32 protein-coding genes are annotated in these 26647 nt (G+C 71.7%); 9 read left to right on the top strand and 23 right to left on the bottom strand.

Translation table 11 applies throughout. From position 1 onward, the window contains the following. Positions 1–42: 42 nt before the first annotated feature. Both ABZ671_RS05060 and ABZ671_RS05055 read right to left on the bottom strand, forming a co-directional pair. Positions 43–435, bottom strand: a complete 393-nt coding sequence (locus tag ABZ671_RS05060) for a cupin domain-containing protein (RefSeq protein ID WP_357851403.1) — start codon at positions 433–435, stop codon at positions 43–45. A 248-nt stretch (positions 436–683) separates the two neighbouring features. Then, complete coding sequence (locus ABZ671_RS05055) at positions 684–2012, bottom strand: cellulose binding domain-containing protein (protein ID WP_357851400.1); 1329 nt, start codon at positions 2010–2012, stop codon at positions 684–686. Between ABZ671_RS05055 and ABZ671_RS05050 the strand changes: the two genes are divergently transcribed. Then, a complete protein-coding gene (locus ABZ671_RS05050) occupies positions 2011–2709 on the top strand; it encodes a hypothetical protein (RefSeq protein ID WP_357851397.1) in 699 nt (232 codons plus the stop codon). The genes ABZ671_RS05055 and ABZ671_RS05050 overlap by 2 nt on opposite strands. Here ABZ671_RS05050 and ABZ671_RS05045 read toward each other — a convergent pair. The 3 genes from ABZ671_RS05045 to ABZ671_RS05035 form a co-directional block, all read right to left on the bottom strand. Then, entirely contained in the window at positions 2698–2979 is a 282-nt protein-coding gene (locus tag ABZ671_RS05045; protein ID WP_357851394.1) for an adhesin, read from the bottom strand. The two genes, ABZ671_RS05050 and ABZ671_RS05045, sit on opposite strands and share 12 nt — an antisense overlap. 152 nt (positions 2980–3131) lie before the next feature. After that, positions 3132–3440: a hypothetical protein gene (locus ABZ671_RS05040; RefSeq protein WP_357851391.1), complete on the bottom strand. Its 309-nt coding sequence runs from the start codon at positions 3438–3440 to the stop codon at positions 3132–3134. A 106-nt stretch (positions 3441–3546) separates the two neighbouring features. After that, complete coding sequence (locus ABZ671_RS05035) at positions 3547–4140, bottom strand: pentapeptide repeat-containing protein (RefSeq protein WP_357851388.1); 594 nt, start codon at positions 4138–4140, stop codon at positions 3547–3549. Positions 4141–4205: 65 nt separating this feature from the next. Between ABZ671_RS05035 and ABZ671_RS05030 the strand changes: the two genes are divergently transcribed. Both ABZ671_RS05030 and ABZ671_RS05025 read left to right on the top strand, forming a co-directional pair. Continuing rightward, on the top strand, positions 4206–5438 hold the full coding sequence (locus tag ABZ671_RS05030) for a serine hydrolase domain-containing protein (protein WP_357851385.1): 1233 nt from the start codon (positions 4206–4208) through the stop codon (positions 5436–5438). A gap of 70 nt (positions 5439–5508) precedes the next feature. After that, the gene (locus tag ABZ671_RS05025) at positions 5509–6150 is read left to right on the top strand and encodes an NAD(P)H-binding protein (RefSeq protein WP_357851382.1); all 642 of its coding nucleotides are present in this window, start codon (positions 5509–5511) and stop codon (positions 6148–6150) included. A gap of 18 nt (positions 6151–6168) precedes the next feature. On the opposite strand, the gene ABZ671_RS05020 is transcribed toward ABZ671_RS05025, so the two are convergent. The 6 genes from ABZ671_RS05020 to ABZ671_RS04995 all read right to left on the bottom strand — a co-directional run bounded on the left by ABZ671_RS05020 (position 6169) and on the right by ABZ671_RS04995 (position 10237). Continuing rightward, positions 6169–6633, bottom strand: a complete 465-nt coding sequence (locus tag ABZ671_RS05020; protein ID WP_357851379.1) for a PPOX class F420-dependent oxidoreductase — start codon at positions 6631–6633, stop codon at positions 6169–6171. Between the two features lie 46 nt (positions 6634–6679). After that, positions 6680–6904 (bottom strand): winged helix-turn-helix domain-containing protein, encoded by a 225-nt coding sequence (locus ABZ671_RS05015; RefSeq protein ID WP_357851376.1) that lies wholly within the window; start codon positions 6902–6904, stop codon positions 6680–6682. Between the two features lie 437 nt (positions 6905–7341). Then, a complete protein-coding gene (locus tag ABZ671_RS05010) occupies positions 7342–7983 on the bottom strand; it encodes a hypothetical protein (protein ID WP_357851373.1) in 642 nt (213 codons plus the stop codon). A gap of 143 nt (positions 7984–8126) precedes the next feature. Next, positions 8127–8249, bottom strand: a complete 123-nt coding sequence (locus ABZ671_RS05005) for a hypothetical protein (RefSeq protein WP_357851370.1) — start codon at positions 8247–8249, stop codon at positions 8127–8129. 63 nt (positions 8250–8312) lie between these two features. Then, positions 8313–8993 (bottom strand): response regulator transcription factor, encoded by a 681-nt coding sequence (locus ABZ671_RS05000; RefSeq protein ID WP_357851367.1) that lies wholly within the window; start codon positions 8991–8993, stop codon positions 8313–8315. Then, on the bottom strand, positions 8990–10237 hold the full coding sequence (locus tag ABZ671_RS04995; RefSeq protein WP_357851365.1) for a histidine kinase: 1248 nt from the start codon (positions 10235–10237) through the stop codon (positions 8990–8992). The genes ABZ671_RS05000 and ABZ671_RS04995 overlap by 4 nt, the downstream gene beginning before the upstream one ends. Before the next feature lie 132 nt (positions 10238–10369). On the opposite strand from ABZ671_RS04995, the gene ABZ671_RS04990 reads away from it, so the two are divergent. From ABZ671_RS04990 to ABZ671_RS04980, 3 genes are read left to right on the top strand one after another with little or no spacing between them, the layout of a single operon-like run. Then, on the top strand, positions 10370–11266 hold the full coding sequence (locus ABZ671_RS04990) for an ATP-binding cassette domain-containing protein (protein WP_357851362.1): 897 nt from the start codon (positions 10370–10372) through the stop codon (positions 11264–11266). Continuing rightward, complete coding sequence (locus ABZ671_RS04985) at positions 11263–12048, top strand: ABC transporter permease (protein WP_357851359.1); 786 nt, start codon at positions 11263–11265, stop codon at positions 12046–12048. Before ABZ671_RS04990 ends, ABZ671_RS04985 begins: the two co-directional genes overlap by 4 nt. Before the next feature lie 2 nt (positions 12049–12050). Further along, on the top strand, positions 12051–12743 hold the full coding sequence (locus tag ABZ671_RS04980) for a hypothetical protein (RefSeq protein WP_357851357.1): 693 nt from the start codon (positions 12051–12053) through the stop codon (positions 12741–12743). On the opposite strand, the gene ABZ671_RS04975 is transcribed toward ABZ671_RS04980, so the two are convergent. The 5 genes from ABZ671_RS04975 to ABZ671_RS04955 are packed head-to-tail and all read right to left on the bottom strand — an operon-like array spanning position 12740 to position 16510. Continuing rightward, positions 12740–13426 (bottom strand): 4Fe-4S single cluster domain-containing protein, encoded by a 687-nt coding sequence (locus ABZ671_RS04975; protein WP_357851354.1) that lies wholly within the window; start codon positions 13424–13426, stop codon positions 12740–12742. The two genes, ABZ671_RS04980 and ABZ671_RS04975, sit on opposite strands and share 4 nt — an antisense overlap. Next, on the bottom strand, positions 13404–14219 hold the full coding sequence (locus ABZ671_RS04970) for a helix-hairpin-helix domain-containing protein (protein WP_357851351.1): 816 nt from the start codon (positions 14217–14219) through the stop codon (positions 13404–13406). The genes ABZ671_RS04975 and ABZ671_RS04970 overlap by 23 nt, the downstream gene beginning before the upstream one ends. Further along, positions 14203–14415, bottom strand: coding sequence for a DUF2997 domain-containing protein (locus ABZ671_RS04965; RefSeq protein ID WP_357851348.1), 213 nt, complete (start codon positions 14413–14415; stop codon positions 14203–14205). The genes ABZ671_RS04970 and ABZ671_RS04965 overlap by 17 nt, the downstream gene beginning before the upstream one ends. Continuing rightward, entirely contained in the window at positions 14412–14864 is a 453-nt protein-coding gene (locus ABZ671_RS04960) for a hypothetical protein (protein WP_357851345.1), read from the bottom strand. Before ABZ671_RS04960 ends, ABZ671_RS04965 begins: the two co-directional genes overlap by 4 nt. Before the next feature lie 26 nt (positions 14865–14890). After that, entirely contained in the window at positions 14891–16510 is a 1620-nt protein-coding gene (locus ABZ671_RS04955) for an AAA family ATPase (protein ID WP_357851342.1), read from the bottom strand. Between the two features lie 131 nt (positions 16511–16641). Here ABZ671_RS04955 and ABZ671_RS04950 point away from each other — a divergent pair, with 131 nt between their 5' ends. Then, positions 16642–17181: a DUF1697 domain-containing protein gene (locus ABZ671_RS04950; protein ID WP_357851339.1), complete on the top strand. Its 540-nt coding sequence runs from the start codon at positions 16642–16644 to the stop codon at positions 17179–17181. Positions 17182–17200: 19 nt separating this feature from the next. Here the strand turns inward: ABZ671_RS04950 and ABZ671_RS04945 are convergent, their stop codons facing one another. Both ABZ671_RS04945 and ABZ671_RS04940 read right to left on the bottom strand, forming a co-directional pair. Beyond that, a complete protein-coding gene (locus ABZ671_RS04945) occupies positions 17201–18211 on the bottom strand; it encodes an MBL fold metallo-hydrolase (RefSeq protein WP_357851336.1) in 1011 nt (336 codons plus the stop codon). Between the two features lie 154 nt (positions 18212–18365). Then, positions 18366–19187, bottom strand: a complete 822-nt coding sequence (locus tag ABZ671_RS04940; RefSeq protein WP_357851333.1) for a serine hydrolase — start codon at positions 19185–19187, stop codon at positions 18366–18368. A 197-nt stretch (positions 19188–19384) separates the two neighbouring features. Between ABZ671_RS04940 and ABZ671_RS04935 the strand changes: the two genes are divergently transcribed. Further along, a complete protein-coding gene (locus ABZ671_RS04935) occupies positions 19385–20122 on the top strand; it encodes a LysR family substrate-binding domain-containing protein (protein WP_357851331.1) in 738 nt (245 codons plus the stop codon). A gap of 25 nt (positions 20123–20147) precedes the next feature. Here ABZ671_RS04935 and ABZ671_RS04930 read toward each other — a convergent pair whose 3' ends face one another. From ABZ671_RS04930 to ABZ671_RS04915, 4 genes are read right to left on the bottom strand one after another with little or no spacing between them, the layout of a single operon-like run. Next, complete coding sequence (locus tag ABZ671_RS04930; protein ID WP_357851328.1) at positions 20148–21455, bottom strand: toxic anion resistance protein; 1308 nt, start codon at positions 21453–21455, stop codon at positions 20148–20150. A 13-nt stretch (positions 21456–21468) separates the two neighbouring features. Further along, positions 21469–22611, bottom strand: a complete 1143-nt coding sequence (locus ABZ671_RS04925; RefSeq protein WP_357851325.1) for a hypothetical protein — start codon at positions 22609–22611, stop codon at positions 21469–21471. Positions 22612–22620: 9 nt separating this feature from the next. Next, positions 22621–23220 (bottom strand): hypothetical protein, encoded by a 600-nt coding sequence (locus ABZ671_RS04920; RefSeq protein WP_357851322.1) that lies wholly within the window; start codon positions 23218–23220, stop codon positions 22621–22623. Next, positions 23217–24815 (bottom strand): vWA domain-containing protein, encoded by a 1599-nt coding sequence (locus ABZ671_RS04915; protein WP_357851319.1) that lies wholly within the window; start codon positions 24813–24815, stop codon positions 23217–23219. The genes ABZ671_RS04920 and ABZ671_RS04915 overlap by 4 nt, the downstream gene beginning before the upstream one ends. A gap of 294 nt (positions 24816–25109) precedes the next feature. On the opposite strand from ABZ671_RS04915, the gene ABZ671_RS04910 reads away from it, so the two are divergent. Then, positions 25110–25940 carry an aldo/keto reductase gene (locus ABZ671_RS04910; RefSeq protein WP_357851316.1) on the top strand — a complete coding sequence of 277 codons (831 nt, stop codon included), beginning with the start codon at positions 25110–25112 and terminating at the stop codon, positions 25938–25940. A gap of 6 nt (positions 25941–25946) precedes the next feature. Here the strand turns inward: ABZ671_RS04910 and ABZ671_RS04905 are convergent, their stop codons facing one another. Then, on the bottom strand, positions 25947–26255 hold the full coding sequence (locus tag ABZ671_RS04905; protein ID WP_357851313.1) for a hypothetical protein: 309 nt from the start codon (positions 26253–26255) through the stop codon (positions 25947–25949). Between the last annotated feature and the right edge of the window lie 392 nt (positions 26256–26647).

Raw genomic sequence — 26647 nt, 5'->3', positions numbered from 1 at the left:
CCGCTCCGCTTACCCGGGCCCGTCGCGTTCACCCCACGCGGGTCAGGCGGTTGGCGGCTCGTCCCGGCCGGCCGCCTCGGCCGCCTCTGCCTCCGCCTTGGTCCGGTGCACCGCCCCATCGGCGTGGTCGGGTGGGCCGTAGACGGTGTAGAGGACGAGCGGGTTGGGGCCGGTGTTGACGAAGTTGTGCTTCGTGCCGGCGGGAACGACCACCAGGTCACCGGCGACGACCTCCTTCTTCTCCCCGGCCACCCGGGCCTCGCCGGTGCCGCTGACGAAGGTGAGGATCTGGTCGATGCCCTCGTGGACCTCCTCGCCGATCTCCCCGCCCGGCGGGATCGTCATGATCACCAACTGGGTGTGCCCTCCGGTCCACAGCACCCGGCGGAAGTCCGGGCTCTTCTCGGCGACGGTCGCGATCGTGAAGTGCTCCATGACGCGGACATACCCGGCCCACGCGCCAGCCACGCCGGGAGCGGCGAATCGTGGAATTTTGTTACCGCCCGTGGTTTGGACCGCTCCTGGACGGGGATCAGGTGCGCCAGGACCGGTGCACAACCGGCCGGTCGAGCCAAGTCCCCGCTGACGTACCGCCGTACGGCTGCGGTGGTGGGAGACGGCCAGAGCGCGGCGACGTTACGACCCCGGTCGGGCGGCGCCGTGCGCTCGTTTCCGCCCTTGGGTCAGCGCGTGGTGCAGCGCAGCCCGGTCGGGGGTTGGCTGTCACCGGTCGCCAGGAACCCCCAGCTGGCGGTGCCGCCGGCCGGGAGACTGCCGTTCCAGTCGGCGTTGGTCGCGGTCACCTGCTGGCCGGACTGGCTCGCGGTGGCGTTCCAGGCGCTGGACAGATGTTGGGAGCCCGGGAAGCTGAAGGTGGTGGTCCAGCCGGCTATCGGGGTCGTGCCGGTGTTGCGGACGTTCACCTCGGCCTGGAAACCGCCGTTCCACGTCCCGGTCACCCGGTAGTCGGCCGCGCAGCCGCCCGCAGGTGGCGGGCTCGTCGGCGTCACCGTCGGCGTGGCGGTGGGCGACGCCGGCGTCACCGTCGGCGATGCCGTCGGGCCACCGCCGGACGAGGTCGTGTAGCTGACCGGCGTGTACGCGGCGGAGCAGGTGCCGCCGCAGGAGCCGGGCAGGGAGAACTTGTACACCCGGCCGTTGTTGACCAACGTGTCGGCGACGTCACGGACGCGGATCTGGAAGTCGGTGCCGCCCGAGGTGGTCGCCCCGATGACGTACGACTGGCCCATGTCGCTGTTCATCGTGGCGGCCTTCCATACCCCGTCGGCCAGGTAGTCCACGCCGTGGATGCCGTTGGCCAGGTGGGACACCGCGATCGCCGGCCAGTACCGCTGCGCGCCCCTGAGGAAGCCGATCCGAATGTCCCCGGTGTAGCTCGGCGCGGGCACGAAGGACCAGGTGACGTGCCGGTTGTTCCAGTGGTTCGGGTACAGGTCGCTGACCGGCGCGCCGTTGCGGGCGAAGCGGTTCAGCGACGCGGTGGCCAGGTCCAGGTGGTACGGGTCGTCCCGGCACCAGGCGTTGCCGTCGCCGCAGGAGTCGGCGACCAGCATGGTGAGGGTGGCCCCGTTGTAGCCGTCGGCGACCCAGGAGCCGTTGCGGCAGAACGGCTGGCCGGGTGCGCCGTCGTTGACGCCGGTGCAGCGGTCGCCGATGGTCACCTTGACGTACCGGCCGCAGTTGAGGCCGTTGTTCCAGAGCCCGATCCGGTCCGCCTGGGACGGCGGCAGTGGCCGGGCCGGGAAGGACGAGTAGTCGCCCGGCAATCGGTAGACGTTGAGGGCGACGAAGTCCGACGAGTCCAGTTCGGACTGAGGCAGGCCGCAGCCCCCGTACGGGGAGCCAAGGCCGTCGAAGTGGGTGGCGTTGCCGGTCACCGGGGCGGGCGGGTCACCGACGGCGAGGGCGGGCAGCTGGCCGGCGGCGAGCAGCGCGGTCACGGCGGCGGCCAGGGCCGCCACGAGCCGTAGGCGGGGGCGCGAGGTCGACATGGGGGAACCTTCCGGGCGGGTCGGCCCGAGGCAGGGCCGACTCAAGGGATGCCATGAATGCCCATCCATGCCCGGCGGTGCCCGCCCGCTAATGCCAGCACCCCCGTCGCCGGCTGTCAACGGCGTAGATTTGAGGGATGGTGTCCGCCCACGTCGGCCGGGCGGCAGAACCGGTCTACCGCCCTGTCCTCAACCGGTACGCCTCGATCGCTTCGACTGGCAGCTCTGGCAGCGGCTGTCCGACCTCGGCGTGGGGTACGGCGACTACGGCGTCGACTGCGCGGTGCCGGGCTCGGACGACCCGGCCGACCGACTGCCGACGCTGCGGTACACCTCCGACGAGGCGTGGTGGATCTACCGCTGGGCGCGCCGGGGTGGCCGGGGCGACGAGCGACTCGCCGACCTGTGCCGCATGCTGGTGTCGGCCCCGCACTGGCCGACCGCCGGGGCCGGTTTCTCCTGGGGCGATCACGAGATCCTGCGGCGGGCCCGGCGGGGTGCCGGCACCGGCTCGCCGTCGAACTGGCTCGCCTGGAGCACGTCACACCATCTGGCGCAAGTGCTGGCCGCGCTGCGACACCCCGACGAAGAGCAGGACGGCGGCCCGTGGCACTTCAGGGCTCGCCGGAGCGGAAGCGTTCCGGGCGGCCGCCCGGCGGCGGGCCGGGACACCGAGCCGGGTGAATCACTCCTTTGAGGTGAAGCCGAACTGCACGATGCCCTCCTCGTCGACGACCGCGTCGACGGAGGTGTCGTTGAGCAGTTGGGCGGCGTCGGCGTCGAGGAAGATCCGGGCACCCTGGTTGTCGACCACCTGGTCGCCCTGCACGGGCTGCGGCACCAGCTCGATGGAGAGCGAACCGGCCGCGGCGTCGGCGGCGATGCGCAGCCCGCCCGCCTCGGCGACGTCCTGCTGTTCGCTCAGATCGCGGATCACCAGAACGGCGTTGTCGGTCATGGTCAGCATCGCGGGACTGCTCCTACTCGTTGCTCATTGCTGAGCGGTTCGGATGGTTCGCTCACCGCTCGAGTTGATCGCGGCGTTCGCGTCGGCCTACCACCCTCGTTACCCCGCACGGAGTGCAGCGAAACCCGTCCCCGCGAAGAGACGGGCCGCGCTCAGGCGCCCGGACGATGCGGGCGTGGATCGGCGGCGGGGTCGCCGCGCTCGATCAGCGCGTCGATCTCGGCGGGCCGCAGCCCACGCAGCGTGAGCACCCGCCGCCCCCACCGGTGCAGCCGGCACGGGTGGGGGCTGGCGTCGTTGCGGCAGATCGTCCCGCCCGACCAGTTCTGGGGCGCGTGCACCACCACCGCCCGCACCGCGAACTGGGCGTCCTCGCCGGTCACGTACGGCGGCAGCGGGATTTCCCGCAGCACCTCGCCGGCCGGGGCGACGGGTCGGGCGGTGGACACACTGCTGCTCATGGGAAGGGCCTCCACAAGGGATGGTCGGGCCGGGACACCCGGAAAGGTACGTCGGCGTGCCGTACCCACGACGGACAAACTGTCCCGGCGACCGTCGCTGGAGCGGTCAGTGAAGCTCGAAGCCGAGCGCCTGGGCCAGCACGATCGCCTGCTCGGCGTCGATGATCGCCCCGGCCCGCTCGACGGTGGTCGGGTCGAGCGCGGTCAGGTCACTGCCGCGCAGGTCGGCGCGGGCCAGCTTCGCGGCGTGCAGCTGCGCGCCGGAGAGGTCGACCCCGGTGACGGTGGCGCCGGTCAGGTCGGCGCCGGTCAGGTCGGCCTCGCGCATGCGTACGCCGGTGAACTGCACCCCGCGCAGGTCGGCGCCGGGCAGCGCGACGAAGGACCAGTCGCCGCCGCTGACCCGTAGCGGGCGCAGGTCGCACTGCTCGAAGCCGCTGCCGACCAGCTTGCAGCCGGTGAACTCGGCCTCGAAGAAGTTGCACCGCTTGAAGGTGCAGCGGGTGAAGGCCGTGTCGGTGTGCCGGGAGGCGTTGAAGGCGACGTTGCCGAAGACGCACTCGGTGAAGACCGCGCCCTGGCTGGTCGCCTCGGTCAGGTCGACGTCGAAGAACGAGCAGCGGACGAAGTGGCGGTCGCCCAGCTCCTCGGCGTACCAATCCTCGTGACGGTAGGTGACGTCCTCTGTCGGCTCCGGCATCACGTCAGATTAGTGGTGACCCCCGACACTTCCCGGCCGACGTACCGATCAGTAGGTTCGGCGGCGTGAACATCGCAGTGAGCACCGACCCGGCCCGTATCGGCTTCGACCCCGCCCGGCTCGCGCGGATCGACGAGCATTTCGGCGGGTACGTCGACGACGGCCGGCTCGCCGGCTGGCAGATCGTGGTGACCCGCCGGGGCGAGATCGCCCACTCCGCCACCTACGGGCTGCGGGACCGGGAGGCCGGCACGCCCGTCGAGGCGGACACCCTGTGGCGCATCTACTCCATGACCAAGCCGATCACCTCGGTCGCGGCGATGCTGCTGTGGGAGGAGGGCCGGTTCGAGCTCAACGATCCGATCAGCCGCTGGCTGCCGGAGTTCGCCGACGTCCGGGTCTACGACAAGGGGTCAGTGCTCAAGCCGTACACGGTGCCGGCGGTCGAGCCGATCCGGGTCTGGCATCTGCTCACCCACACCGCCGGCCTGACGTACGGCTTCGCGCAGAGCACCGTGGTCGACGGCCTGTACCGGGCGGCGGGGTTCGACCTGAGCGTGCCGCCGGGCATGGACCTGGCAGCGGCCTCCGCCGGCCTGGCCCGGCTGCCGCTGCTCTTCCAGCCGGGCACGAGCTGGAACTACGGAGTCTCCACGGACCTGCTGGGCCGGCTGGTCGAGGTGATCTCCGGACAGCGGCTGGACGTGTTCCTCGCCGAACGGGTCCTGCGCCCGCTGGGAATGACCGACACCCGCTGGTGGGTGGACGAGGCGGACGCCAAGCGACTGGCCGCGCTCTACGCCCCGCACCCGAGCACCGGGCAGGCGACGCGCCACGACGGCATCGGCCGGATGGCGCTGACCGAGCCGGGCTGGTTCTCCGGCGGCGGCGGGCTGATCTCCACGGCCGCCGACTACCACCGGTTCACCCAGTTCCTGCTGCGCGGCGGCGAGCTGGACGGGGTACGCCTGCTGGGGCCCCGGACGGTGCGCTTCATGACCCGTAATCACCTGCCCGGCGGGCGCGACCTGGCCTCGTTCGAGCCGGAGGGCTCCGCCGAGACGCAGCTCGACGGCATCGGCTTCGGCCTCGGTTTCGCGGTGGTGCTGGACCCGGTGCCGTCCCGGGTGCCGAGCAGCGTGGGCGAATATTACTGGGGTGGGCTGGCCAGCACCGCGTTCTGGGTGGACCCGGTCGAGGAGGTCACCGCCCTGCTGTTCACCCAGCTCATGCCCTCCAGCACGCACCCGCTGCGCTCACAGCTGCGCCAGCTCGTCTACTCCGCGCTGATCGACTGACGGGCTCGTTGCCCGGCCCGGATCGCCGTTACGGCACCGGCCGGGTTCCCGGCTCCCTAACCTGAGGGGCATGAGCAGCATCGTCGTGTTCGGCGCCGGCGGGACCGCGGGCTCGCGGATCGCCGCCGAAGCTGTCGAGCGGGGGCACCGGGTCACCGCGGCGGTGCGTCGCCCGGAGGCGACCAGCTACCTGCCGGCCGGGGTACGCACGGTGACCGGCGACGCGACCTCGGCGCGCAGCGTGCGGGAGTTGGCCGAGGACGCCGACGTGTTCGTGGTGGCGATCGGCGGCGGCGAGCGGGAGCTGTGGCGCGACGCCGCCCGGACCCTGGTCGACACCCTGCGGGAGCTACCCGACCCGCCCCGGGTGATCCACGTCGGCGGCGGGGCGACGCTGCTGACGCCGAAGGGCACCCCGTACCTGGACGAGCCGGACTTCCCCGACGAGTACCGGGACGCGGCGTTGGGCCAGGCCGATGCGTTGGCCGTCTACCGCTCCTCGGCCGACGGGGTGACCTGGACGTACGTCTCCCCGCCCCCGCTGGAGTTTCACCCCGGCGAGCGGACCGGCCACTACCGCACCGGTGCCGACCATCCAGTGACCGATGATCAGGGCCGGTCGGTGCTCACCTACGAGGACCTGGCGGTGGCGATCGTCGACGAGATCGAGAACGCCCGGTTCGGCAACGCGCGCTTCACCGCGGCGTACTGAGCCGCAGGGCTTGGCCGCTCAGTCGGCCAGCCGGGCGGGGAAACCGCCGGTGGCGATCGGGCCCCAGGTGTCGATGGTGACCCGGATCAGCGACTTGCCCTGCTTCACCATGGCCTGGCGATACTCGTCCCAGTCCGGGTGCTCACCGGAGATGCTGCGGAAGTATTCGACCAGCGGTTCGAGGGCGTCGGGCAGGTCGAGCACCTCGGCCGTGCCGTCGGCCTGCACCCAGGGCCCGTTCCAGTCGTCGGAGAGCACGCAGACGGAGACCCGGGGGTCGCGGCGGATGTTGGCCACCTTGGCCCGTTCCGGGTAGGTGGAGATCACCAGGCGGCCCTCGGTGTCGACCCCGCCGGCTACCGGCGAGGACTGCGGCCGGCCGTCGGCGCGGGTCGTCATCAGGATGACCCGGTGCCGGGAACGGAGAAACTCCAGCAGAGCGTCGCGGTCGACCCGGGTGTTGGTCGCGATCGTGCGTGCCATGCGTCGGTTCTACCAGGCCCGGCTCAACGCCAGGCAGCGGCCGAGACTACTGGCCGTCCCGCTTCCGCACGTAGACGCCTTCGCCCTGTCGGCCTTCGATCAGCCCTTCGGCCTTGAGAATCAGCAAGGCGGTTCGGACCGAGCCGTACGACACGCCGTACATCTCGATGAGTCCCTGCGTCGTCGGCAGCTGATCCCCGGGTTTCAAGGTCCCCGCCTCGATCTGGTCGCGGATGGCGGAGGCCACCTGCTCGTACTTGGGTCTGTTCACGATGTCTCCCTGGCTCGCAGGGCCAAGTAGATCACCGGAAATCGACAGCGTCTATAACGTCGACACTGTCGACAATGTCGACAGGCAGCGATAAGCTCTGCCTGCTCGCCCTGGCTCGCAACCGGGTGGGCACCGACGCAAAGGGCGGCCCGGGGTGAGGTTGCACCCGCGCCCCGGGCCATGACCGGGAAGGAGCCCCGGCCATGAGCAATCTACCCAGCAGACATCCACCCTGGTGTCAGCGCGGCCCCGAATGCGAGGGCTCGAATGATCTGCACCTGTCTCGTCTCATCGGTGCCGCAGTCCGGGGCGATGAGGTGATCCAGGCGCAGCTCGGCCTCTGGCGCATGGACGTAGGCCCGAATCCGCCCGCCCTGGGCTGATGCCCCCATATGCCGCACCTCGCGATGGGCAGACGTCGGGCAGCGGGCGCGGGGTCAGCGGGGGCGGGCGGCGGCCCGACCCGGGGACGCCTGGGCCGGCACCCGGGGCTTGGCCGCCGGCCGCCAGGCGCGGCCGTTGGCGTAGATCACCCGGAACCCGAGGTACGCAGCGAGGGGCGCCCAGTGCGCGGAGCCCATCCGCAGCTCGGCGGCGTTGTGCCGCTGCCCGTTGGCCAGCACGTCCAGCAGCACGGTCTCGAACGCGGCCGACTCGACCCAGTCGACCTCCCGGGTGAAGCCGCAGACCAGCGCCGCCCCGGTCACGTCGAGGAAGTCCCGCAACGCGGCGTCGGAGGCGCGCAGCACGGAACAGCTGCCGAAGTAGAGGCGGCGGCCCTCGCAGCGGCCGGCCATCCGCTCGGCGACGTCGGTCAGCTCCACCGAGTCCCAGTCGGTGAGGCAGAGCCGGCTGGGCTCGCCGTGCATGGCGAAGAAGCCGACCCGGTAGTCGGCGTACTGCTTGAGCAGCCAGCGGTCGATGAAGTAGAAGAGCTCGTCGCGGGTGGCGGCGTCCTTGTGGATGAAGCGGATCCGGCCCAGCCGTTCGAGCAGTTCGAGGGTGGGCAGGACAGAGCCGCGCTCGTTGAGGTCCCGGTGCCACTGCCCTTCGACGCAGAAGACGCCGCCACGCGCCACCGCCCACCTCCCCCGCCCGCGCAGGTCGACAGGGAGTCGTCTCCGCCTCCCCGGCGCAGATTACCGGCCCAGCGGCACTCCGCAACATCACGCCCTTGGCCAGTAAGCACGTCAAACGCCGTACCGGCAGGGGCACGCGCGGTTCAATCCTCCCAGGCCGTCAGGAGATCCTCCGGGGTGAGCGTGGTGACGCCGTCGACCGACCGGCCGGTGCGTGAGACGGCGACGAGGGCAAGTTCCCTCGTCCGCCCAACGAAGCCGTCCATGCACTCTCCCTTGATGCAACCAAAAATGAAACTATCAGGTCTGAGTGGATCCTTCCTGACCGCTCAGGCCAGGCCGGCGTCGTGGACGAGCAGAGCAACCTGCACCCGGTTGTTCAGGTCGAGCTTGGTCAGCAGGCGCGACACGTACGCCTTCACCGTCGCCACGCTCATGAACAACTCCGCGGCGATCTCGGCGTTGGTCCGGCCCTGCCCGAGCGCCACCGCGACCTCCCGTTCCCGGTCGCTGAGCCCGTCCAGCAGCCGCAGCGCCCGGTCGCGGCGAGGGTCCCGCGCGACGGGGGCGGGGGCGGTCACGTGCGTGATGAGTTTGCGGGTTACGGCCGGCGACAGGGTCGCCTCCCCCGCCGCGACCCGGCGGATCGCCTGGACGATCTCGGCCGGCGGCGTGTCCTTGAGCAGGAAGCCGGCGGCACCGGCGCGCAGCGCCCGCAGCACCTGGTCGTCGGCGTCGAACGTGGTAAGCACCAGCACCTCGGGTGGCCGGGGCAACGCCCGCAGTATCTCCGTGGCGGTCAGCCCGTCGACCCGGGGCATCCGGATGTCCATCAGCACCACGTCCGGCGCGTACGCCTCGACGGCGGCCGGCACCTCGGCTCCGTCGGTGGCCTCGCCGACGACCCGGACGTCGGGCACCCCGCCGAGGATCATCGACAGGCCGGCCCGGACCAGCGCGTCGTCGTCGACGATCAGCACCCGCACCGGCGCCCCGACATCGCCGTTCACGCCGGCCACGGCAGCCAGGCAACGAGCCGGAAGTCGCCCGAGTCGTCGCGCCCGTACTCCAGGCGGCCGCCGGCCAGGCTGACCCGCTCGCCGATGCCGACCAGGCCGGTCCCGGTGCCAGGAATCCCCGGCCCGGGGATGTCGCCGACCGGCCACCGGTTGCGGATCTCGACGGTGAGGCCCTCACCCGGGGCGCCGGCCAGGTGGACGGCGACCGCGGTGCCCGCGGCGTGCTTGCGGGCGTTGGTCAACCCCTCCTGCACGATCCGGTACGCGCTGCGCCCGACCGCCGCGGGCACCGTCTCCGGCGCGGAGACCAGATCAGCGACGGTGATCCGCATCCCGGCCGCCCGGGACTCCTCGATCAGCGCCGGCACGTCGGCCAGGGTCGGCTGCGGGCGTTCGGGGACGCTCGACTCCCCGCCGCCGCTGTCCGTACGCAGCACGCCGATCACCTCACGCAGGTCCTGCAGGACGCTGTGCGCGCTGCCGCGGATCACCCCGGCCGCCCGGGCGATCTCCTCCGGCGGCGCGTCCGGACGGAACTCCAGCGCGCCGGCGTGCAGGCTGAGCAGCGAGATCCGGTGCGCGAGGACGTCGTGCATCTCCCGGGCGATCCGGGTGCGCTCCAACTGCCGGGCCTGCGCCATCCGCAACTGCTGCTCGGCCTCGGCCCGTTCGGCGCGATCCCGCAGGGAGAGCACGAGCTGGCGACGCGCCCGGACGAACATCCCCCAGGCCATGACCAGGCCGATGAACACCACGGTCCAGATCGTCGCCAGCCAGAACGGCATGCTCGGGTCCGGACGGAACTGGTTGAAGACGGCGGCGGTGGTAAGCAGGTGTGCACCGACCAACCCGGCGGCGATCGGGAACGGCCGGTGCACCACGACGTTGAACACGACGATCAGCAGGGCCGCCGCCGCGGTGGCCGAGAAGAGAGCCAGCGGCAGCATGGCCACGGCCAGGCCGACCGGCCAGCGTCGCCGGAACCAGAGCGATACGCAGGCCAGCACGCCCAGCATCGTGTCGACCGGGATGAGCCAGGCCGGTCCGGTGTTCAACGCGATCTCGGGTGCGGGCCGACGGGCGTCAGCGACGGCGAACAACAGCCAGCCGACGGCGAGCAGAAAACAGACGCTGTCCACCAGCCAGTCCCGGGTCGTCCGGCGCGCCACCTTCGTCGGCGAGGCGAGGGCCCCCGGCAGCAGCCAGGGATACTCCGATACGGCCGCGCTGGTCATCCCACCATGCTATGGAGACGTACGGCGGCACCGACAGCTACCAAAGTCGCGACTTGACCGTAGACCGAGGTAGGCCCCGTGTCGACCGTCGGCCGCAGCGAATGGCCGGGCGGCGCGGGCAGGCTGATCCGCATGATCGACGTCGAACACCTCACCAAGCGGTACGGCGCCCACCCGGCCGTCGACGATGTCTCGTTCCGCTGCGAGCCGGGCACGGTGACCGGCTTCCTCGGCCCGAACGGTGCCGGCAAGTCCACCACCATGCGGATGATCTGTGGGCTGACCCCGCCGACGTCGGGCAACGCCCTCGTCGCCGGGCTGCCCTACCGGCAGCTGGTCAACCCCGGTCGGGAGGTCGGTGTCCTGCTGGACGCGTCGGCGCAGCACGCCGGGCGCACCGGCCGGGAGGTGCTGACCGTGGCCGCCCGGACCATGGGGGTCGACCGGCGGGAGGTCGCCACGAAGCTCGACCTGGTCGGGCTGAACGAGGCCGCGGCGAAGCGCCGGGTCCGGGCGTACTCCCTGGGGATGCGGCAGCGACTCGGCCTGGCACTGACCCTGCTGGGTGACCCCCGGGTGCTGATCCTCGACGAGCCGGCCAACGGCCTCGACCCGGAGGGCATCGTCTGGATGCGCGGCCTGCTGCGCGACTTCGCCGACCGGGGCGGCACCGTGCTGCTCTCCTCGCACCTGCTCCGCGAGGTGGAGGCCGTAGCCGACCGGCTGGTCGTGATCGCCGGCGGCCGGCTGGTGGCCCAGGACGGCAAGGACGAGCTGCTCGCCGGCGCCGGCACTCTGGTCCGGGCCCGCGACGAAGACGCGTTGCGCGTCGCGTTGGACCGGGCCGGGCTCGACGCCACCCCGGTCACCGGCGGCCTGCTGGTGCGGGCCGAGGCCGAGGCGATCGGACAGGCCGCCGCCGACGCGGGCCTCGCGCTGACCGAACTGCGCCCGGCCAGCGGTGCCGGCCTCGAACAACTCTTCCTCACCCTCACCTCCGCGGCGTCGAGCAGGGAGAACGTCCGATGACCACCAGCGCACCCGCCCCGCCCGCCGTCGCCCACCGGGTTGAGCGGCACCGGCCGTCCCTGGTCCGGCTGACCGGCGTGGAGCTGCGCAAGCTCGCCGACACCCGGGCCGGATACTGGCTGCTGATCACCATCGGTCTGGTCGCCGCGGCCATCGTCACCGTGCAGCTCTTCGTCCTCGACGACGGGGGACAGAACTTCACCGACTTCTTCGTCCCGTCGCTGCTGCCGGTCGGACTGCTGCTGCCGGTGCTGGGCATCCTGTCGATCACCGCCGAGTGGTCGCAGCGAACCGCGCTGACCACGTTCACGCTGGTGCCGAAGCGGGAGCGGGTGATCGTCGCGAAGCTCGCCGCGATGGTGCTGGCCGCGCTGGCGTCGGTGCTGGTCAGCCTCGCCGTGGCCGCCGTCGGGACCCTGCTCGCGCGGGCCACCGGCGGTGCGGGCGCCTGGTCGTTCGAGGCGTCCCTGCTGCTGCACGCGGCCGTCCTGCAGGTCGCCAACGTGCTGATGGGCGCGGCGTTCGGGCTGCTGCTGCTCAACACGCCGCTGGCGATCGTCACCTATCTGTTGCTGCCCACCCTCTGGACCATCGTCGGCGGGCTGGTCCCGGCGCTGCGCGGGCCGGCTCGCTGGTTGGACACCGGGGCGACGATGGAGCCGTTGTTCGGGCCCGACGTGACCGCCGGGCAGTGGGGACGGCTGGTGGTGTCGCTGCTGGTGTGGATGGCCGTACCGCTGGCCGCCGGGCTGGTCCGGACGCTGCGCCGGGAGGTGTCCTGACCATGCGGGGGTACGGCGGCAGCACGGTGGTCAGGGGCGGCGCCGGGGAACTGGTGCTGATGTGGGTAGGGTTCCCGCTGCTCGGGGCCGGGCTGGGTGCGGCGCTCACGGCCGGGTCCGGCTGGCTGGCCGACCTGCCGTGGTTCCCGTTCCAGGGCTGGCTCAAGCTGCTGGACCGGCTGCCCGACGAGCGGGCGTACCCGGGCGGGGCGGCGGTGCTGGCGCTGGTCGGGCTGGTCGTCGCGTGGGTCGGCGCGCGGGAGCGGTTGACCGTGACCGTGGGCCGGACCGACGTACGGCTGCACCGCGACGGCCACGGCCGGGACATCGCGCGCGCCGCGGTGTCCGGGGTCTTCCTCGACGGCACGGCGCTGGTGCTGCTCGACGCCGACGGCGGGGAACTGGCGCGGGAGAAATCAGATCTGGACCCGGAGAAGCTGCGCGCGGCGTTCACCGGGCAGGGCTGGCCGTGGCTGGAGCAGGATCCGCACCGGGCCGCGTACCGGCGGTGGGTGGACGGGCTGCCGGGGCTGCCGGCCGGGGCGAACGCGCTGTTGCGGGCCCGGCAGAAAGCGCTCGACGACGGCCGGGGCCGGGAGGCCGGGGAGTTGCACGGCGAGCTGGCGCGGCTCGGGGTGGTGGTCCGGGACGAGCGAAAGCGGCAGTACTGGCGGCTGGTCCCGGGCCAGCGCTAGTCGCGGCCGGCCCCGGCCCGCCGCAGCTGTGTCCCGGCGAGCAGGTCGTCCAGCGCGTCCAGCTCCGCCCAGCCGTTGACCTCGACCCGGCCGGCGGGGTCGACCACGATCTCCACCCGGTCGGGGGTCCGGGGCAGTTCGTCGAGCAGGTCCGGGAACCGGTCGCTGAGCAGCACGAACTCCTGGTTCGTGGAACCCACCCAGGGTCGTACGGTGTCGATCAGGTCGGCCCGGAACGGTCCAGCGACCAGCAGGTCCGTCTCGGCCAGCAGTCGCGCCACGTCGTCCCGGCCGGCCTCGATCGCCCGGTCGACGCCGGCCCGGGTGTAGCCGGTGAACGTCATCACCGAGCGGCCGGCCCGGCGTACCCCGGCGGCCACCTCGGCCAGCGCGGCGGCCTGGTCGAACGGCTCGCCGCCGAGCAGGGTCAGCCCGTCGGTGCCGGCGTCGAGCACCCGCCGGAGCAGGTCCCCCGGGCTGACCTCGACGCCGCCCCGAAAACTCCACATCCCCGGGTTGAAGCAGCCGGGGCAGCGTACGGCGCAGCCCTGCACCCAGACGGCGGTGCGCTTTCCCGGCCCCTCGGCGCGGGTGGCGGCCAGGAACCGGGCCACCCGTACCCGGTCGGCCCGGCCCACCGGCTGCCGTCCCGGGCCGGCCTCAGAAATCGAGTACGCGTCCACGCGGCTGACCGGGTGGTGGGAGATCTGTCGGCGGTACGCAGGTGAGCATGTCCCGCAGCCGGGCGTACTCGTGCGGGGCCAGGTCGGCGGCGGCGACGAACTCGGCGACGCTGCCGAACCCTCGGCGGCTGTCCCGTTCGGCGAGCACCCGGTGCACCCGGGCCGAATCGAAGCCGGGCAGCGCGGCGAGCTGCGCCGCAGTGGCGGTGTTCACGTCCACGGTGGACTGCGCTGGCGGCGAAGCCAGCGGCAGGGGCGGCGGCGCGTCCCACGGCACGGCGGGCGGGGCCGGCGGCGCCTCCCACGGCGCGGCGGGCGGCGGGGCGATCGGCTCGGACGGATACCCGGTGGCGGACCAGCCGGCCGGCTGCTGGTACCACGGCCGGTGGTTGGCCTGCCAGCGCAGCCAGGCCGAGTTGATCAGGAGTGCGTGCACGACGCCCCCGATCCAGATCAACAGGGTGGCCGCGACCGCCACCTGGCTCAGCACGGACTTTTCCTCGATCGATCCGACGATCGCGAACGCGGCCCAGCCGAGCAGCGCGTACCCGATACCGGAGATCCACCAGGCCGGCCGGCGGGCCCGGATTCCCACATAGATGAAGCCGAAGCCGCCCAGGCAGCCGCAGCCCAGGGCGGGCAGCAGCAGCCACCAACTGTGCAGCAGCCGCCACCGCCAGTTGCCGGCCGGGTTCGTGCCGGCGATCGGCGTCGCCGGCCCGCCCGGGCCGTAGGCCGTGGGCGGCGGTCCCGCCGGGTACGTCGGCCAGCCGCCGTCAGGCCCAGTCGACATCGCGGTTCTCCTGTCGGACGGGCACCTCGGTACGGGTGAGGTCGGCGGTGTACGCGCTGTCGACCGCCCGCGCGGCGAGCAGGTCCTCCAGCACGGCCACGTAGTCCAGGCAGCGTTCGCCGAGGACGTCGTGGGTCTGCGCGGTCACCGAACCATCGGGGTGCACGGTCACCTCGACCCGGGGCCGCCCGCTCACGCCGTCCGCCCCTCGACGGCGAAGACGAGACGGACCGAATCGTCCTCGGTGACCTGCTCGGACTCCAGGCGCAGCCCGGCGGCGGGGGCCTGCGCGCGTAACCGGTCGAGCACCGCCCGCTGCACCTGGCGTCCGTAGGCGGCGTCGACCGCCTGCACGATGGCCGCCGCGCGGGCGTCGTCCACATCGCCGGTGAGGTGCGCCGTCCAGATGTCGTCGGCGCCGCGCTGGAAGTCGGCGCGTACCCCGGCCCAGGTCGCGGCGAGCGTCTGACCCTCGACGCCGACCACCGCGCCGGTGTCCCGCAGCGCGGCGGCCAGCAGCGTCTCGTCGCGCATCCGGGTCCGTACCTGGCAGATGGTCCGCCCCTCGGCGTCGCGGTCGGTGGCGGCGTGCACGGCGGCCACGGACGCCACCGCCAGGGGTAGCAGTAACAAAGAGATGCTCACGGGGCTCCCCTCGGAGGGTGAACGAATTAGAATTCCACGCGCCGGCCGCCGTTTGGACCGGCCGCGTGGCCGGATCCGGCGGATCGGTTGTCCAGGTCCCAGTCCTCCGCGGCGGTCGCGGCAACCGCGCGATTTTCCGCCCAGGCCCGGACGGCGTTCAACCGCTCGGCCTGGGTGACGCTCAGCGGGACCATGTTCATCAACGCCCGCAGCAGGTCGTCGCGGCGCAGCGGGCGGCGCTCGGCGTACGCGTCGACGAGCCCGGCGACGACGGCCTGTTCGATCTCGGCGCCGGAGTAGCCCTCGCTGAGCTGGGACAGCTCGGTGAGCAGGGCGTGGTCGAGGGCGAGGTCGCCCGCCACGGCCGGGTGACGCAGCCGGCGGGCGATGTGCAGCTGCCAGATGGCGACGCGTTCCGCGCGGGTCGGCAGGTCCACGAAGAAGATCTCGTCGAAGCGTCCCTTGCGCAGCAGTTCCGGGGGCAGTCCGGCGAAGTCGTTGGCGGTGGCGATGACGAACACCGGCTGGCTTTTCTCCTGCATCCAGGTGAGGAAGGAGCCGAACACCCGGGCGGAGGTGCCGGAGTCGCCGCTGCCGCCGGCGAAGCCCTTCTCGATCTCGTCGAGCCAGAGCACGCACGGGGACACGGCCTCCGCGGTACGGATGGCGGCGCGCATGTTCTGCTCGCTGGAACCGACCAGCCCGGCGAAGACCTTGCCGATGTCCAGCCGCAGCAGCGGCAACTCCCAGGCGGCGGCGACCGCCTTCGCGGTCAGCGACTTGCCGCAGCCCGGCACACCGGTGATGAGCACGCCCCGGGGCGCGGGCAGCCCGTACGTGGCGGCCTCGGCCAGCCAGGATCCGTCCCGCTTGGCCAGCCAGCGCTTCAGGTTCTCCAGCCCGCCGACGTCGCTGAGCGGCACGCTGTCGTCGACGAACTCCAGCAGCCCGGTGCGGCGGACCGCCTGCCGCTTCTCCTCGTGCACCACGCTGACGTCGCGGGCGTCGAGCACACCGTCGTCGACCATGGCTCGGGCGAAGGCGTTTTCCGCCTCGTTGAGGGTCAGTCCGAGGGCTGCCTTGGCCAGCCGTTCCCGGCCGCTCTCGTCCACGTCGATCCGGATCCGCCCGCCGTCGATGTTCGCTGCGATCATGGCGTCCAGCACCGCCCGGATCTCCGCCTCGGTGGGCAGCGGAAAGTCCACCACGGTGACGTCCTTGGCCAGTTCCTCGGGTAGGTGCGGCACCGGGGAGACCAGGACGAGGGTGCGGGGCACGGGCCCCGAGCGGAAGGCGGCGGCGAGGTCGCGCAGCCGGCGTACCACGCCGGGTTCGGCCGGCCGGCCGCCTCCGCCGAGGGCGGGGTGCAGGTCCACGAAGACGATGACGGCGGGTTCGTCGATCCGCTGGGCGGCGTCCAGGGCCGCCTCGGCGGCGGTGGTGCCCTGCCGGGCGCCGCCGTCCGGGGCGACCAGCCCGCGGGTGGCCGACCAGGTCCAGAGCCCGCGGGGGGTACGCACCCGGTACGCGTCCTGCGCCACCGTGGCGATCTCGGCGAGCACCCGCTGCTCCTCGTACGACTCGACGAGCAGCACCGGGATCCGCGCCTTCAGCAGTTGCGACAACGTGTCGCGGAACGTGGCCATGCCGGGTGTCCCCCCTCCGAGCAGCCCGCGAGCCGGCACTGTAGCACCGGCGATCCGGGTTGCTGCCCGGTCGCCGGCCGACGATGGGCCTACGCTGAGCAGTCGGGTGAGGCCGGGGCGAGGAGGAGGCCGTGGAGCGGTATGTCGCCCTGCTGCGCGGGGTCAACGTCGGCACCATTCGGATGGCGATGGCGGACCTGCGTCGCCTGGTCAGCGGCCTCGGGCACGAGGACGTGAAGACCTATCTGCAGAGCGGCAACATGGTCTTCACCAGCCCGCCGACGAGGGTGGAGATCCTCGCCGAGGAGATCGAGCGGGTGATCACCGCCGAGCTGGGGCTGGCCGTGCCGGTGCTGGTCCGCAGCGGCACCGAGTTGGCGGCGGTCGCCGACGCCAGCCCGTACGCCGGGAAGCAGGACGATCCGACGCGGCTGCTGGTGGCCTTCCTGTCGGCCGCGCCCACCGCGGCGCGGGTCGCCACACTGACCGTGCCGGCCGGGGAGAATCTGGAGTACGCCGTTGCCGGCCGGGAGGTGCATCTGCACTTCCCGGCCGGCGGGTACGGCCGAACGAAGTTCACCAACGCGTACCTGGAGAAGCGGTTGGGCGTGGTGGCGACGACCCGTAACTGGAAGTCGGTGCTCGCCCTGCGGGACCTGGCGGCGGGCTGACCACGAGAGCGTCGACGGCTTAGAACCGGTAGGCGGTGTGGTATTCGGGCACCAGCACCCGGCTGCGCGGCGACACCCGGCGCACTGCGGCGATCAGGTCGTCGAGGCGCTCACGGTCGCTCTTGTCGACCGCCGGCGGGTTGGTCAGCGGCGTCTCGAAGTTGTCCCAGTGCACCGGCACCACGACCTTCGGGTGGTTCAGCGCCGCCATCAGCCGCGGCACGTACTCGGCGGTCGAGGTGGTCGACGCGCTCGCCACCATCGCCACGTCGGGGGCGAGCCCGATCAGGTTGCGCTCGTCGAAGTCGCTCGCGCCCATGAAGAACACCGCCGGACCGCCAACGATCCGGATCTGGTACGCCAGGGTGTCCCCCTCGGGCAGGTCGGCGATGGTCTCCGGCTTCGACGGCTGGCTGAGCCGTACGCCGGGGAAGGCCATCGACCACGACGCGTTGCGGCTGTGCAGGGAGCTGACCACCTCGACCGTGTAGGTGCCGAAGTCCAGCACTTCGCCGCCCTTGACGGGGGCGAGTTTCCCGGCGGGCAGCCCATACGCCAGCCCGAGGTGGTAGGCGGTCAGTGTGCCGAAGACCCGGGCGCCGGTGCGCGCGGCGATGTACGGCACGTCGTTGAAGTGGTCCCAGTGGGTGTGGGTGACCAGGATGTTCTCGGCCCGGTCTACGAGCGGGTCGATGACGGCGGTGTCCACCTCCAGCGGTGTGGTCTGGTCGAACGCGCCCCGGAACAGGCCGGTGTCGTAGCGGCTGAGATACGGGTCGACCAGCAGCGTGCGGTCGCCGATGTCGATGCGCCAACCGGACGTACCCCACCAGCGGAAGCTGACCGGGGCGGCGCGCCGGGCGCTGGCGGCGGTGCCCGGCGCGGTGGGGGCCGGTTTGGCCGGGGCTGGTGTGGCCTGGGCCGTCTCGGCCAGCGCGCCGGCGGCGAGCCCGCCGGCCGAGACGGCGGCGGTGCCGATCGCGGCGTCGCGCAGGAATCGACGTCGGTCGTACGAGCGGTTCTCGGGCATGGGTGTGCTCCCCCGTCCGGTTGGGTGATCGGTACGCCCACCCCATCACCGGCCGGGCCCGAATGTCCAAGATCGAACAGCGGAACGGTCGATATTCGACGGGATATCAGAGCAGCTCACGGGCGGCGGAGCGGGCGGCGGCGGGTGCCGGATCTCAGCCCGCCCGCAACGTTTCGACGGCGGTGCGGGCCGCCTCGCCCATCGCCAGGTCCACGTCGATGCGCCGGGTGCTCAGCCGCTCGGTGCGGGCGAAGACCGCGATGGCGTAGCGGCCCCCATCGGGATATTCGGCGACTCCGGCCTCGATGTGCAGGCCGGGCAGGGTGCCGGTCTTTCCGGCGACCCGGACGCCGGGCGGGAAGCCGGAGGCGAGCCGGGTCCAGAACAGCTGCCGGCCCATCAGCTCGCGGACCATCGCGCAGGCGGCCGGCGGCCCGGCCTCATCGCGCCAGATCAGGGTGAGCAGTCGGGTGATCTCCCGGGCGGTGCTCGAGGTGGTGTGTTGCGGGTCGAAGACCCGCATCGCCCGGACCTGCTCGGCGCTGAGGGCGGGGAAGATCCGCGCGAAGTCGGCCTCGGTGCGGGCGCCGACGTCGGCGAGCATCATCTCCATCAACTGCCGGGGGCCGCCGACGATCCGGGTACGCGGCAGCTCCAGCTCGGTGGCGAGCATCGGCAGCACGTCCGGGCCGACCCGGTGCAGCAGCAGGTCGGCGGCGGTGTTGTCGCTGACCGACATGGCGAAGTACGCGAGGTCGCGTAGGGACACCTCGACGTCGTCGGCGCAGCCGGCGATGCCCCAGCCGCCGAGCCGGTCCGCGGCCCGCACGAGCACCCGTTCGGTCGGGTCGAGCTGGCCGGCGACGACCTGCCGGGCGAACTCCAGCACCAGCAGGATCTTGAAGACGGAGGCGATCACCACCTGCTCGTCCGCCCGAACCCCGACCTCCCGCCCCGCATCATCCACGTCAACCACATGCACACACCCGCTGATCCCCGCTCGCCCCAGAATCTCCCCCACACCCACCCCCACACGCTAACCCCGTCCCCAACCCACCCCCCGCCCCGCCGATCTTGCAGTTGCGGCCTACATCCGGCGGCTTTTGCCCCGGCATGCCGGGCAACAAGTGCAAGATCGCCGGGGAGGTGGGGTGGGGCGTAGGGTGCGGGGTTGTGGGTTTGCTGCGACGGCTGCGGCATTTTGTGGTGGTGGCTCGGGAGCTGCACTTCGGGCGGGCTGCGGAGACCCCGGCGGTGACCCTACGCGCGCTGCTCGACGGGCTCGCCTCCCGCGCGCCCGGGCTCGATGTCGACCTGCACGAGCTGACCAGCGCGGAGCAGCGGCGAATGCTCACCGAGGGACGGCTCGACGTCGGCCTGCTGCACCATCCGGTCGAGACCGCCGGGCTGCGGACGGGACCGCCGGTGGACGTACCCCTGGGGGTGCTGCTGCCCCGCACGTCGCCGCTGGTCCGGGCCCGGGAGGTCGACCTGGCTGGCCTGGCCGGCCTGGACCTGGTCACCGCTCCCCCGGCCACCGCCCCCGGCTGGCACGAGCACCTGCTGGCGGTGTGCCGGCGGCAGGGCTTCGTGCCGACCCGGGTGCGGCACGCCCGCAATCCCGAGTTTCTCTTCGGTCTGCTGCTCGCCGGTGGGGCGGTGGCCGTCGAGCCGGAGGCCGTGGCCCGCCGGGAGCCCCGGCTCGCCTGGCGGCCGATCGTGGGTACGCCGCTGATCAAGCGGACCTCGGCGGCCTGGCCGGACCGCTCGCCGCACCCGGCCGCCCCGATGTTCGGGCAGCTCGCGGCCGAGGTGCTGGCCGTCGACGAGCCGGCACCCGCCCCGGCGATCGCGCCGGCGGCCCGGCCGTGGCCGGTGCTCTTCGAGGCCGACCAGACCCCGACCGGCTGACCGGCCGGGGCGTGGCGGCGACCCGTCAGCGCGGGGCGGGGACGACCGCCGGGGCCTGCTCCAGCACCGCGGCCGGCAGTTGCGGTCCGGCCGGTAGGGCCACCGGCTGCTGGGCGCGGGTGACCAGGTCGACCACGGTACGGCTGAGCCGCTGCGACGACTCTGACATGGACTGGTTGGCGGTGACGATCGCGCCGACGACCTCGGCCCGCCGCTGCTGGCCGTAGCGGACGGCTTCCTCGATGCCCCTGGCCTGCGCGTCGATCGACTCGGCCACCTCGAGGATGGTCTCCGGGCGGATGGTGGGGGTCTGGATCACGCGGGCGATCTGCGGCACGGCTGTCTTCGACGCCGCCGCGTACGCCGACAGCACGTCGTTGGCGCCGTCGGCGACCGCCTGCTGCATGTCGGCGGCCTGGTTGGCCTGCAACAGCAGCGCCCATTGGGCGATGGTGAGCTTCATGGTCGGGATGGTGAGGTTCATCAGCAGGGCGAGGCGCTGGCCGAGACCGTAGTTGAGGGTGCGGATGTTGCGGACCTGCGGCGAGGTGGACCAGGCGACGAAGAGGCGCTGCTGGAACTCGTTGATCCGCACTTCCAACGCCTGCGCGAACTCGGTGACCAGGGAGAGCCGTTCCTGCTGATCGCGTTCGTCGGGTGCGCCCGGGGTGACGGTGATGGACCGGGCGTCCGCCAGCGCCACGTCGCGGACCAGCTCCATCACCGCGATGGCGCCGACGAGTTGCCCGATGGCCGTTTCGTTGGCCTTGTACAGCTCGTCGCAGAGCACCACGTTCCGGCGCAGTTCCATCTGCTTGTCGCTGAGCTGCCCGGCGACCCGGTCGAGCTGCTGCTCGACGCTGCGGGCTTCCTCGAAGAGCATCTCCAGCAGGTCCCGGCCCTTACGGAACAGGCCCCGGATGGCGTCGGAGAACTTGGTGAAGGTCTCCCGGACCTTGGGGTCGCTGGGGTCGTACTTGCGGCGGAAGCTGCGCATCCGGTCGTTGATCTCGTGCATGATGCTGGTCAGCTCCGGGATGTCGACCCGGCCGACCTCCCGGAAGATCCGGCTGACCTGCGCGTTGACCTGGTCTAGCGCTTGGTTGCCGAAGTTCGCCAGGGCGTCGGTGTTGGCCAACATCGTCGGGTAGAGCTGGCGGGCTGCCTGCTCGGCCTGCTCCCGCTGGGCCGGGGTGAGCAGCGCCGTACAGGAAAAGGTCTTCGGCTCGGCGGTGGCCAGCACGGCGCTGATGGCCGTGTCGGCGGTGCCGGCGGGCGGTTCGGCCGGACCGCCGACGATGCTGCCGAAATCGATCTGGAGTCCCTCGGTCATGGGATAGGTCCCTTCACTTGCAGGTGGTCGCGTCCTTCATGCAGCTGAGCAGCGCGAGCGTCACGTCGGCGGCGGGCGCAGGAGCCGCCCGCACCTGGTCGGCGAGCCCGATGTTCGGGAAGTCGGCGACGTCGTTCGCGCCGACCCGCACGGCCGAGCGGAAGCCGTACCGCTGCCAGGCGATGGTCTGGATCTTCGGGTCCTTGAGCGCGTCGATCAGCCGGCCGGCGGCCGGGTCGAGGGCGAGCACCGGATGGTCGCTGTAGATGGTCGGGTCGGGGTAGAGCACCCTGACGTTGCGCAGCAGGCTGGCGCTGTTGTCACCGCTCTGCACCACCTGCTGGATGATCTGGTTCTCGTAGCCGGCGTACAACGGGGCCTTGAACTCGCCGCCCTGGGTGAGCCATTCCCGGAACCCTGAGTCGGAGCTGCGGGACTGCAGGCCCTGCGCGTCGTGCAGCGCGCGCATGGTGGGCAGCGCCTGGCGCGCCTGGGCGAGGCTCGGGGCGGAGAACCCGTCGGTGGTGGCGATGATGTTGAGCTCGAGCTGGGCCAGGGTGAATCCGCTGTTGGACTTGGCGGGATCGGTGCTGGCCACGGTGACCGGGCCGCGCAGGTCGGCGGCGCCGAGCGCCTCCCAGGTGCCGCGCTTCACGACGTGGTTGAGCAGCAGGCCCTTCATGTCGACGAGGAAGTACCGGTCGCCGCGTCGCTGCACGATGCCCTTGCGGACGAGCGCCTCGGTGCCGCGCGGGCCGGCGTAGATGACCTCGGGCGACTGGAGCAGATTCTCCGCCCGGTAGTCCGGGAACGCCCCGGCGTGCTGGGCCTCGAAAACGCTCAGGGCGCTGGCGCTGGACGGCCAGAGGCAGTCCAGCTTGCGGGCCTTGATTTCGTCGGTGCTCAGCTGCACCTGGTCGTAGGAGCCCAGGGGCTGGAAGGCGACCTCCAGCCGGTAGTCCTCGCGCAGGATCCGCTTGACCTCGTCGTCGGCCATCAGCTCGGACTTCTCGGAGCCGCCCACGCAGGTGACGGTGGTGGTCTGGGCGGCGGGGGCCGGGGTGTCCGAGGAGCGGCGCCAGAGCACCGCGGCGGCGACGCAGACGACGATCACCATGACCAGCCCGATCAGGAATCGGGTACTGGGCAGTCTCAACGTGACTCCTTATCGGCCCAGGTCGGGCAGGCTGGGTGGGGCGACGGTGTCCAGATTGGCGCGGTACTGCGCGATGTCGCCCTGGTTGACCAGCCGGACGCTGTTCAGAGCGAAGTCGGCGAAACGCCGGAACGCCTGCTCGCCGTTGCGACGCAGGGTTTCCGGGTCCTGGTAGAGCACCGGCTGGCGCTGGATGTCGAGGTACTGCCGCACCGCGCCGTCGAGGCTGTGCAGGTGCCCGCCCATTCGCGCGGCCGTGGAGTAGAGGCTGTCCGGTGAGCGGTCGCGGACGCGGTCGAACAGTTCCGGGACGTACCGGCAGGCGTCCTCCAGGGCGCGGCGGGCCTCCGGCTGGCGGACGTCGCGGGCGAGCCGCTCGATTCCGCGGAGCACCCGCAGAGCCTCGTCGACCCGGTCCCGAGCCTCGTCGGCGTAGGTGTCCTGTTGAGCGCGGATGGCGGTGCGGTCGTCGACCATCAGGTAGAGCCCGAGCGCGGTGGCGGCGGCGAGCAGCGGCGACCAGAGCAGGCTGTCGGTGAGCGTGAAGACCAGCGTGAAGGCGCCGACGGCGGCCGCCAGCGCGACCGGTGCGGCCAGGCGGTGCCTCACTTGTATCCCGCCGCCTGCCGCAGGGCGGCCACCAGGTCGTCCTGGCGGACGAAGGTGCCGTTGGTGGCCTCGGCCACCTCATTGAGCTGGGTCGGGTCGGCGTCGCGTCCGAAGGCGATCGCGACCACCGGTACGCCGGCCGATCGGAGCGCGGCGACGGCGGATTCGCGGCGCCTGGTGTCGGACTGCCCGTCGGTCATCAGCACGACCAGCCGCTTGCGGTCGTCGGGCTGGGGGCGGGCGAGTTCTTCGGCGGCACGGAGCAGGCAGGCGTACATGTCGGTGCCGCCGCCGGGGCGGTAGGCGGTGACCTTGCGGGTCAGGTCGCGCAGCGCGGCCGGGTCGTTGCCGTGGACTGTCCACGGGCTGCCGCCGGTGATGTCGCCGTTGAAGATGCTGACGGTGGTGCTGTCCTGCGGGTGGGTCTGCAGGAAGTTCAGGGCCGCCTGGTCGGGGTCGAAGATCTGCCCGGCTGCGGCCTGGACGCCCTTCCAGCCGTCGTTGTCGCCCATCGAGCCGCTACCGTCGAGGCAGTAGTGGACGGCGACCGGGCGGCGGTAGCGGGTCTGGTAGCGGTCCAGGGTCGCCTGGATGACCGGCGCGGCCGGGAACTGGATGGCCTGCTCGTTGATGGTGGCCTGGATGCCCCAGGCCGGGTTGAAGACGTTCGGGTCGGGCCGGTCGAGGGTGAGTCCGACGCCGGTGGCCGGTCGGCGGCCCAGCTTGAGCAGCGCGGCCTGCGCGTCCGCGTCCTTGAGCAGGTGGTTCTGCAGTTCGGTGAAGATCTGGTGGGCGTTGTCGTTGCCGGCCTGTGGCAGGAAGCCCAGTGGGGCGTCGCTGACCGCGAGGGATCCGCGGGGGTAGGCCACCAGCAGCGGTTCCTTGCCGGCCTTGACCAGCTCGGCGTTGTTTTCGATGACCAGGTCCTCGTAGGTGAACATGGCCCGGCACTGGTCCGGGTGGGCCAGGCACTCGGTCATCAGGGTGCCGGTGGAGGGCGGGGTCTGGTCCATCGCCTTGACGAACCGGCTGACGCCCTGCTCGACGGCGGGTGAGTCGAGCTGTTGCTGGGTCAGCGGGGTCCCGGGGCCGTTGCCGGCGAAGTAGTTGAGGAAGCCGAACAGCACGGTGGCGCCGGAGTTGGACTGGGTGGGGTTGGTGATCCACACCTTGGTCCGGCCGGACTCGACCGCGCGCAGGATGTCGGCGATCGGGACGTCGGAACGGCCGGCGAAGCCGAGCTTGTCCATCTCGGAGCGCCAGGCGGCGAAGACCACGGGGGTGAGGAACATGGGCTGGACGTCGCGCAGCGTGTTGGACCGGTCGCCCAGCTGGAGAAAGACGCTGGAGGCAAACCAGTACGCGTCGTAGTCGGTGCTGCCGGTGGCGAGCAGCCGCGCCTGGTCCACCGAACCTTTGAAGGTGATGTCGCAGCGATAGTGCCGGCTGGCGCACCAGGGCTTGACGACTGTCTCGACGACGCTCTGCTGCTCGCTGCCGGCGACCATTCGCAGGGTGCCGGTGGCCGGCCCGCCGGTCTGCTCGGTGGTCGGCTCGGTGTTCGTGCAGCCGGTCAGCAGCACCAGCGCTGCCATGATGAGCGCCGCAAATTTCCTGGCCCGCACCTGCACCTCGTTCCTGTCCTGGGATGGACTGCATCCGGATCGAGGTCTTGGTAGCAGGGGTGAACCAACGCAGCGGCCAACCTTCGGTGAACTTCAGGTGTCATGATCGAGCTGGCGTGGCTCACCTCGCTGGTTGCGTGAGGAATGAGCCGGAGCGGGTATGACGAGGTGGTGGCAGCAGGTGGCGGGCGACCGAGTGGAAGCGCTCCCGACACCGCCGACGATGGGAGATGAGGCTCGGTGGCCGTGAACACCGTTTCCAAGATGGCGCTGAACGACGGCAACATGATCCCGCAGCTCGGCTTCGGGGTGTTCCAGATCGAGCCGAAGGACACCGCTCGGGCCGTCGGCAAGGCCCTCGAGGTCGGCTACCGGCACATCGACACCGCGCAGATGTACGGCAACGAGGCCGAGGTGGGGCAGGCGATCCGCGCCGCCGGGCTGGATCGCGCCGAGGTCTTCGTCACCAGCAAGCTGAACAACGGCTTCCACCGCCCCGACGACGCCCGCAAGGCGTTCGACTCGACGTTGCAGGCGTTGCAGTTCGACTACCTCGACCTGTTCCTCATCCACTGGCCACTGCCGACGCTGTACGACGGCGACTTCGTCTCGACCTGGCAGGTGCTGGAGGAGTTGCAGCGCGACGGCCGGGCGAAGTCGATTGGCGTGTCGAACTTCCAGGTGCCGCACCTGGAGCGGCTGGCCGCCGAGGCGGAGGTGACACCGGCGGTCAACCAGGTGGAGGCGCACCCGTACTTCGGCAACGAGGAGGTGCGCGATTACGGCGCGGCACACAACATCCTCACCGAGGCGTGGTCACCGATCGCGCAGGGCAGGGTGCTCGGCGACCCGACGATCGTCGACGTCGCCGAGGAGCTCGGCCGCACCCCGGCCCAGGTCGTGCTGCGCTGGCACGTGCAGCGCGGCGACATCGTCTTCCCGAAGTCGACCACCCCGAAGCGGATCGAGGAGAACTTCCAGATCTTCGACTTCGAATTGGACGACGCGGTCATGGACCGGATCACCAGCCTGAACCGGGGCGAGGCCGGCCGACAGGGCCCGAACCCGGACACCTTCGACTACGTGCCGGGCTGACCGCGGTCAGGGAGCGGACGTGCTCGCCGGCCCGTCGAAAGGCGTTTGGGTTGGCGAGCCCGGCTCGGGCACGTAGACGATCAACCGCTGGTCGGTCTCGGGCACGTGCAGCACTCGGCACTCGAACTCCAGCAGACTCAACTTCGGATGGTCGACTCGTTTGACGGTGGGGCGGCGCTCCCCCACCTCGTGCTCGGCCACAGCGCGGCGAACCGCGGCCGGACTGGTCGAGCGCGAGTACGGCCGGCTGAACGTGTTGGTCAACAACGCCGGCATCATCCGCGCGGACGGGTCGGCGCTGCCCAGCGAGACCACCCCTCGCCACCCTGCGCGAGGTGTACGGAGGGCCTGCGGGACACGACCTGCTCGTCGGGGAGCGCACTGATCTCAATCACACTGAGTGAGGACGGTCGCCCCGGCGTCACCCTTCCGTCCCGCCTTTGCTCTGCAGCCACGGACGCAACGGTCACACATGGTTTCTGGTGCGTATATGGCTGCAAAGCAAAGGCAGGCGAGGGGGGGTACAGCGCTAGCCGCGCCTGACGGGTTTTCGCTGGTCACACGGTTGTGACGGCAGCAGCGACAAGATGGAGCGCACCCGACGCCATCACACTGGGTGACACCGAGCCCTCAGGCGGGGATTATCACCCACAGTTATCGAAAGGCTCACTCCACCCGGGCCCGTCGTCCGGTGTCGGCGGCGCGGC

Source organism: Micromonospora sp. NPDC006766, assembly GCF_040636055.1.
Lineage (GTDB): Bacteria > Actinomycetota > Actinomycetes > Mycobacteriales > Micromonosporaceae > Micromonospora.
This window is presented reverse-complemented; position numbering and strand designations above follow the sequence as displayed.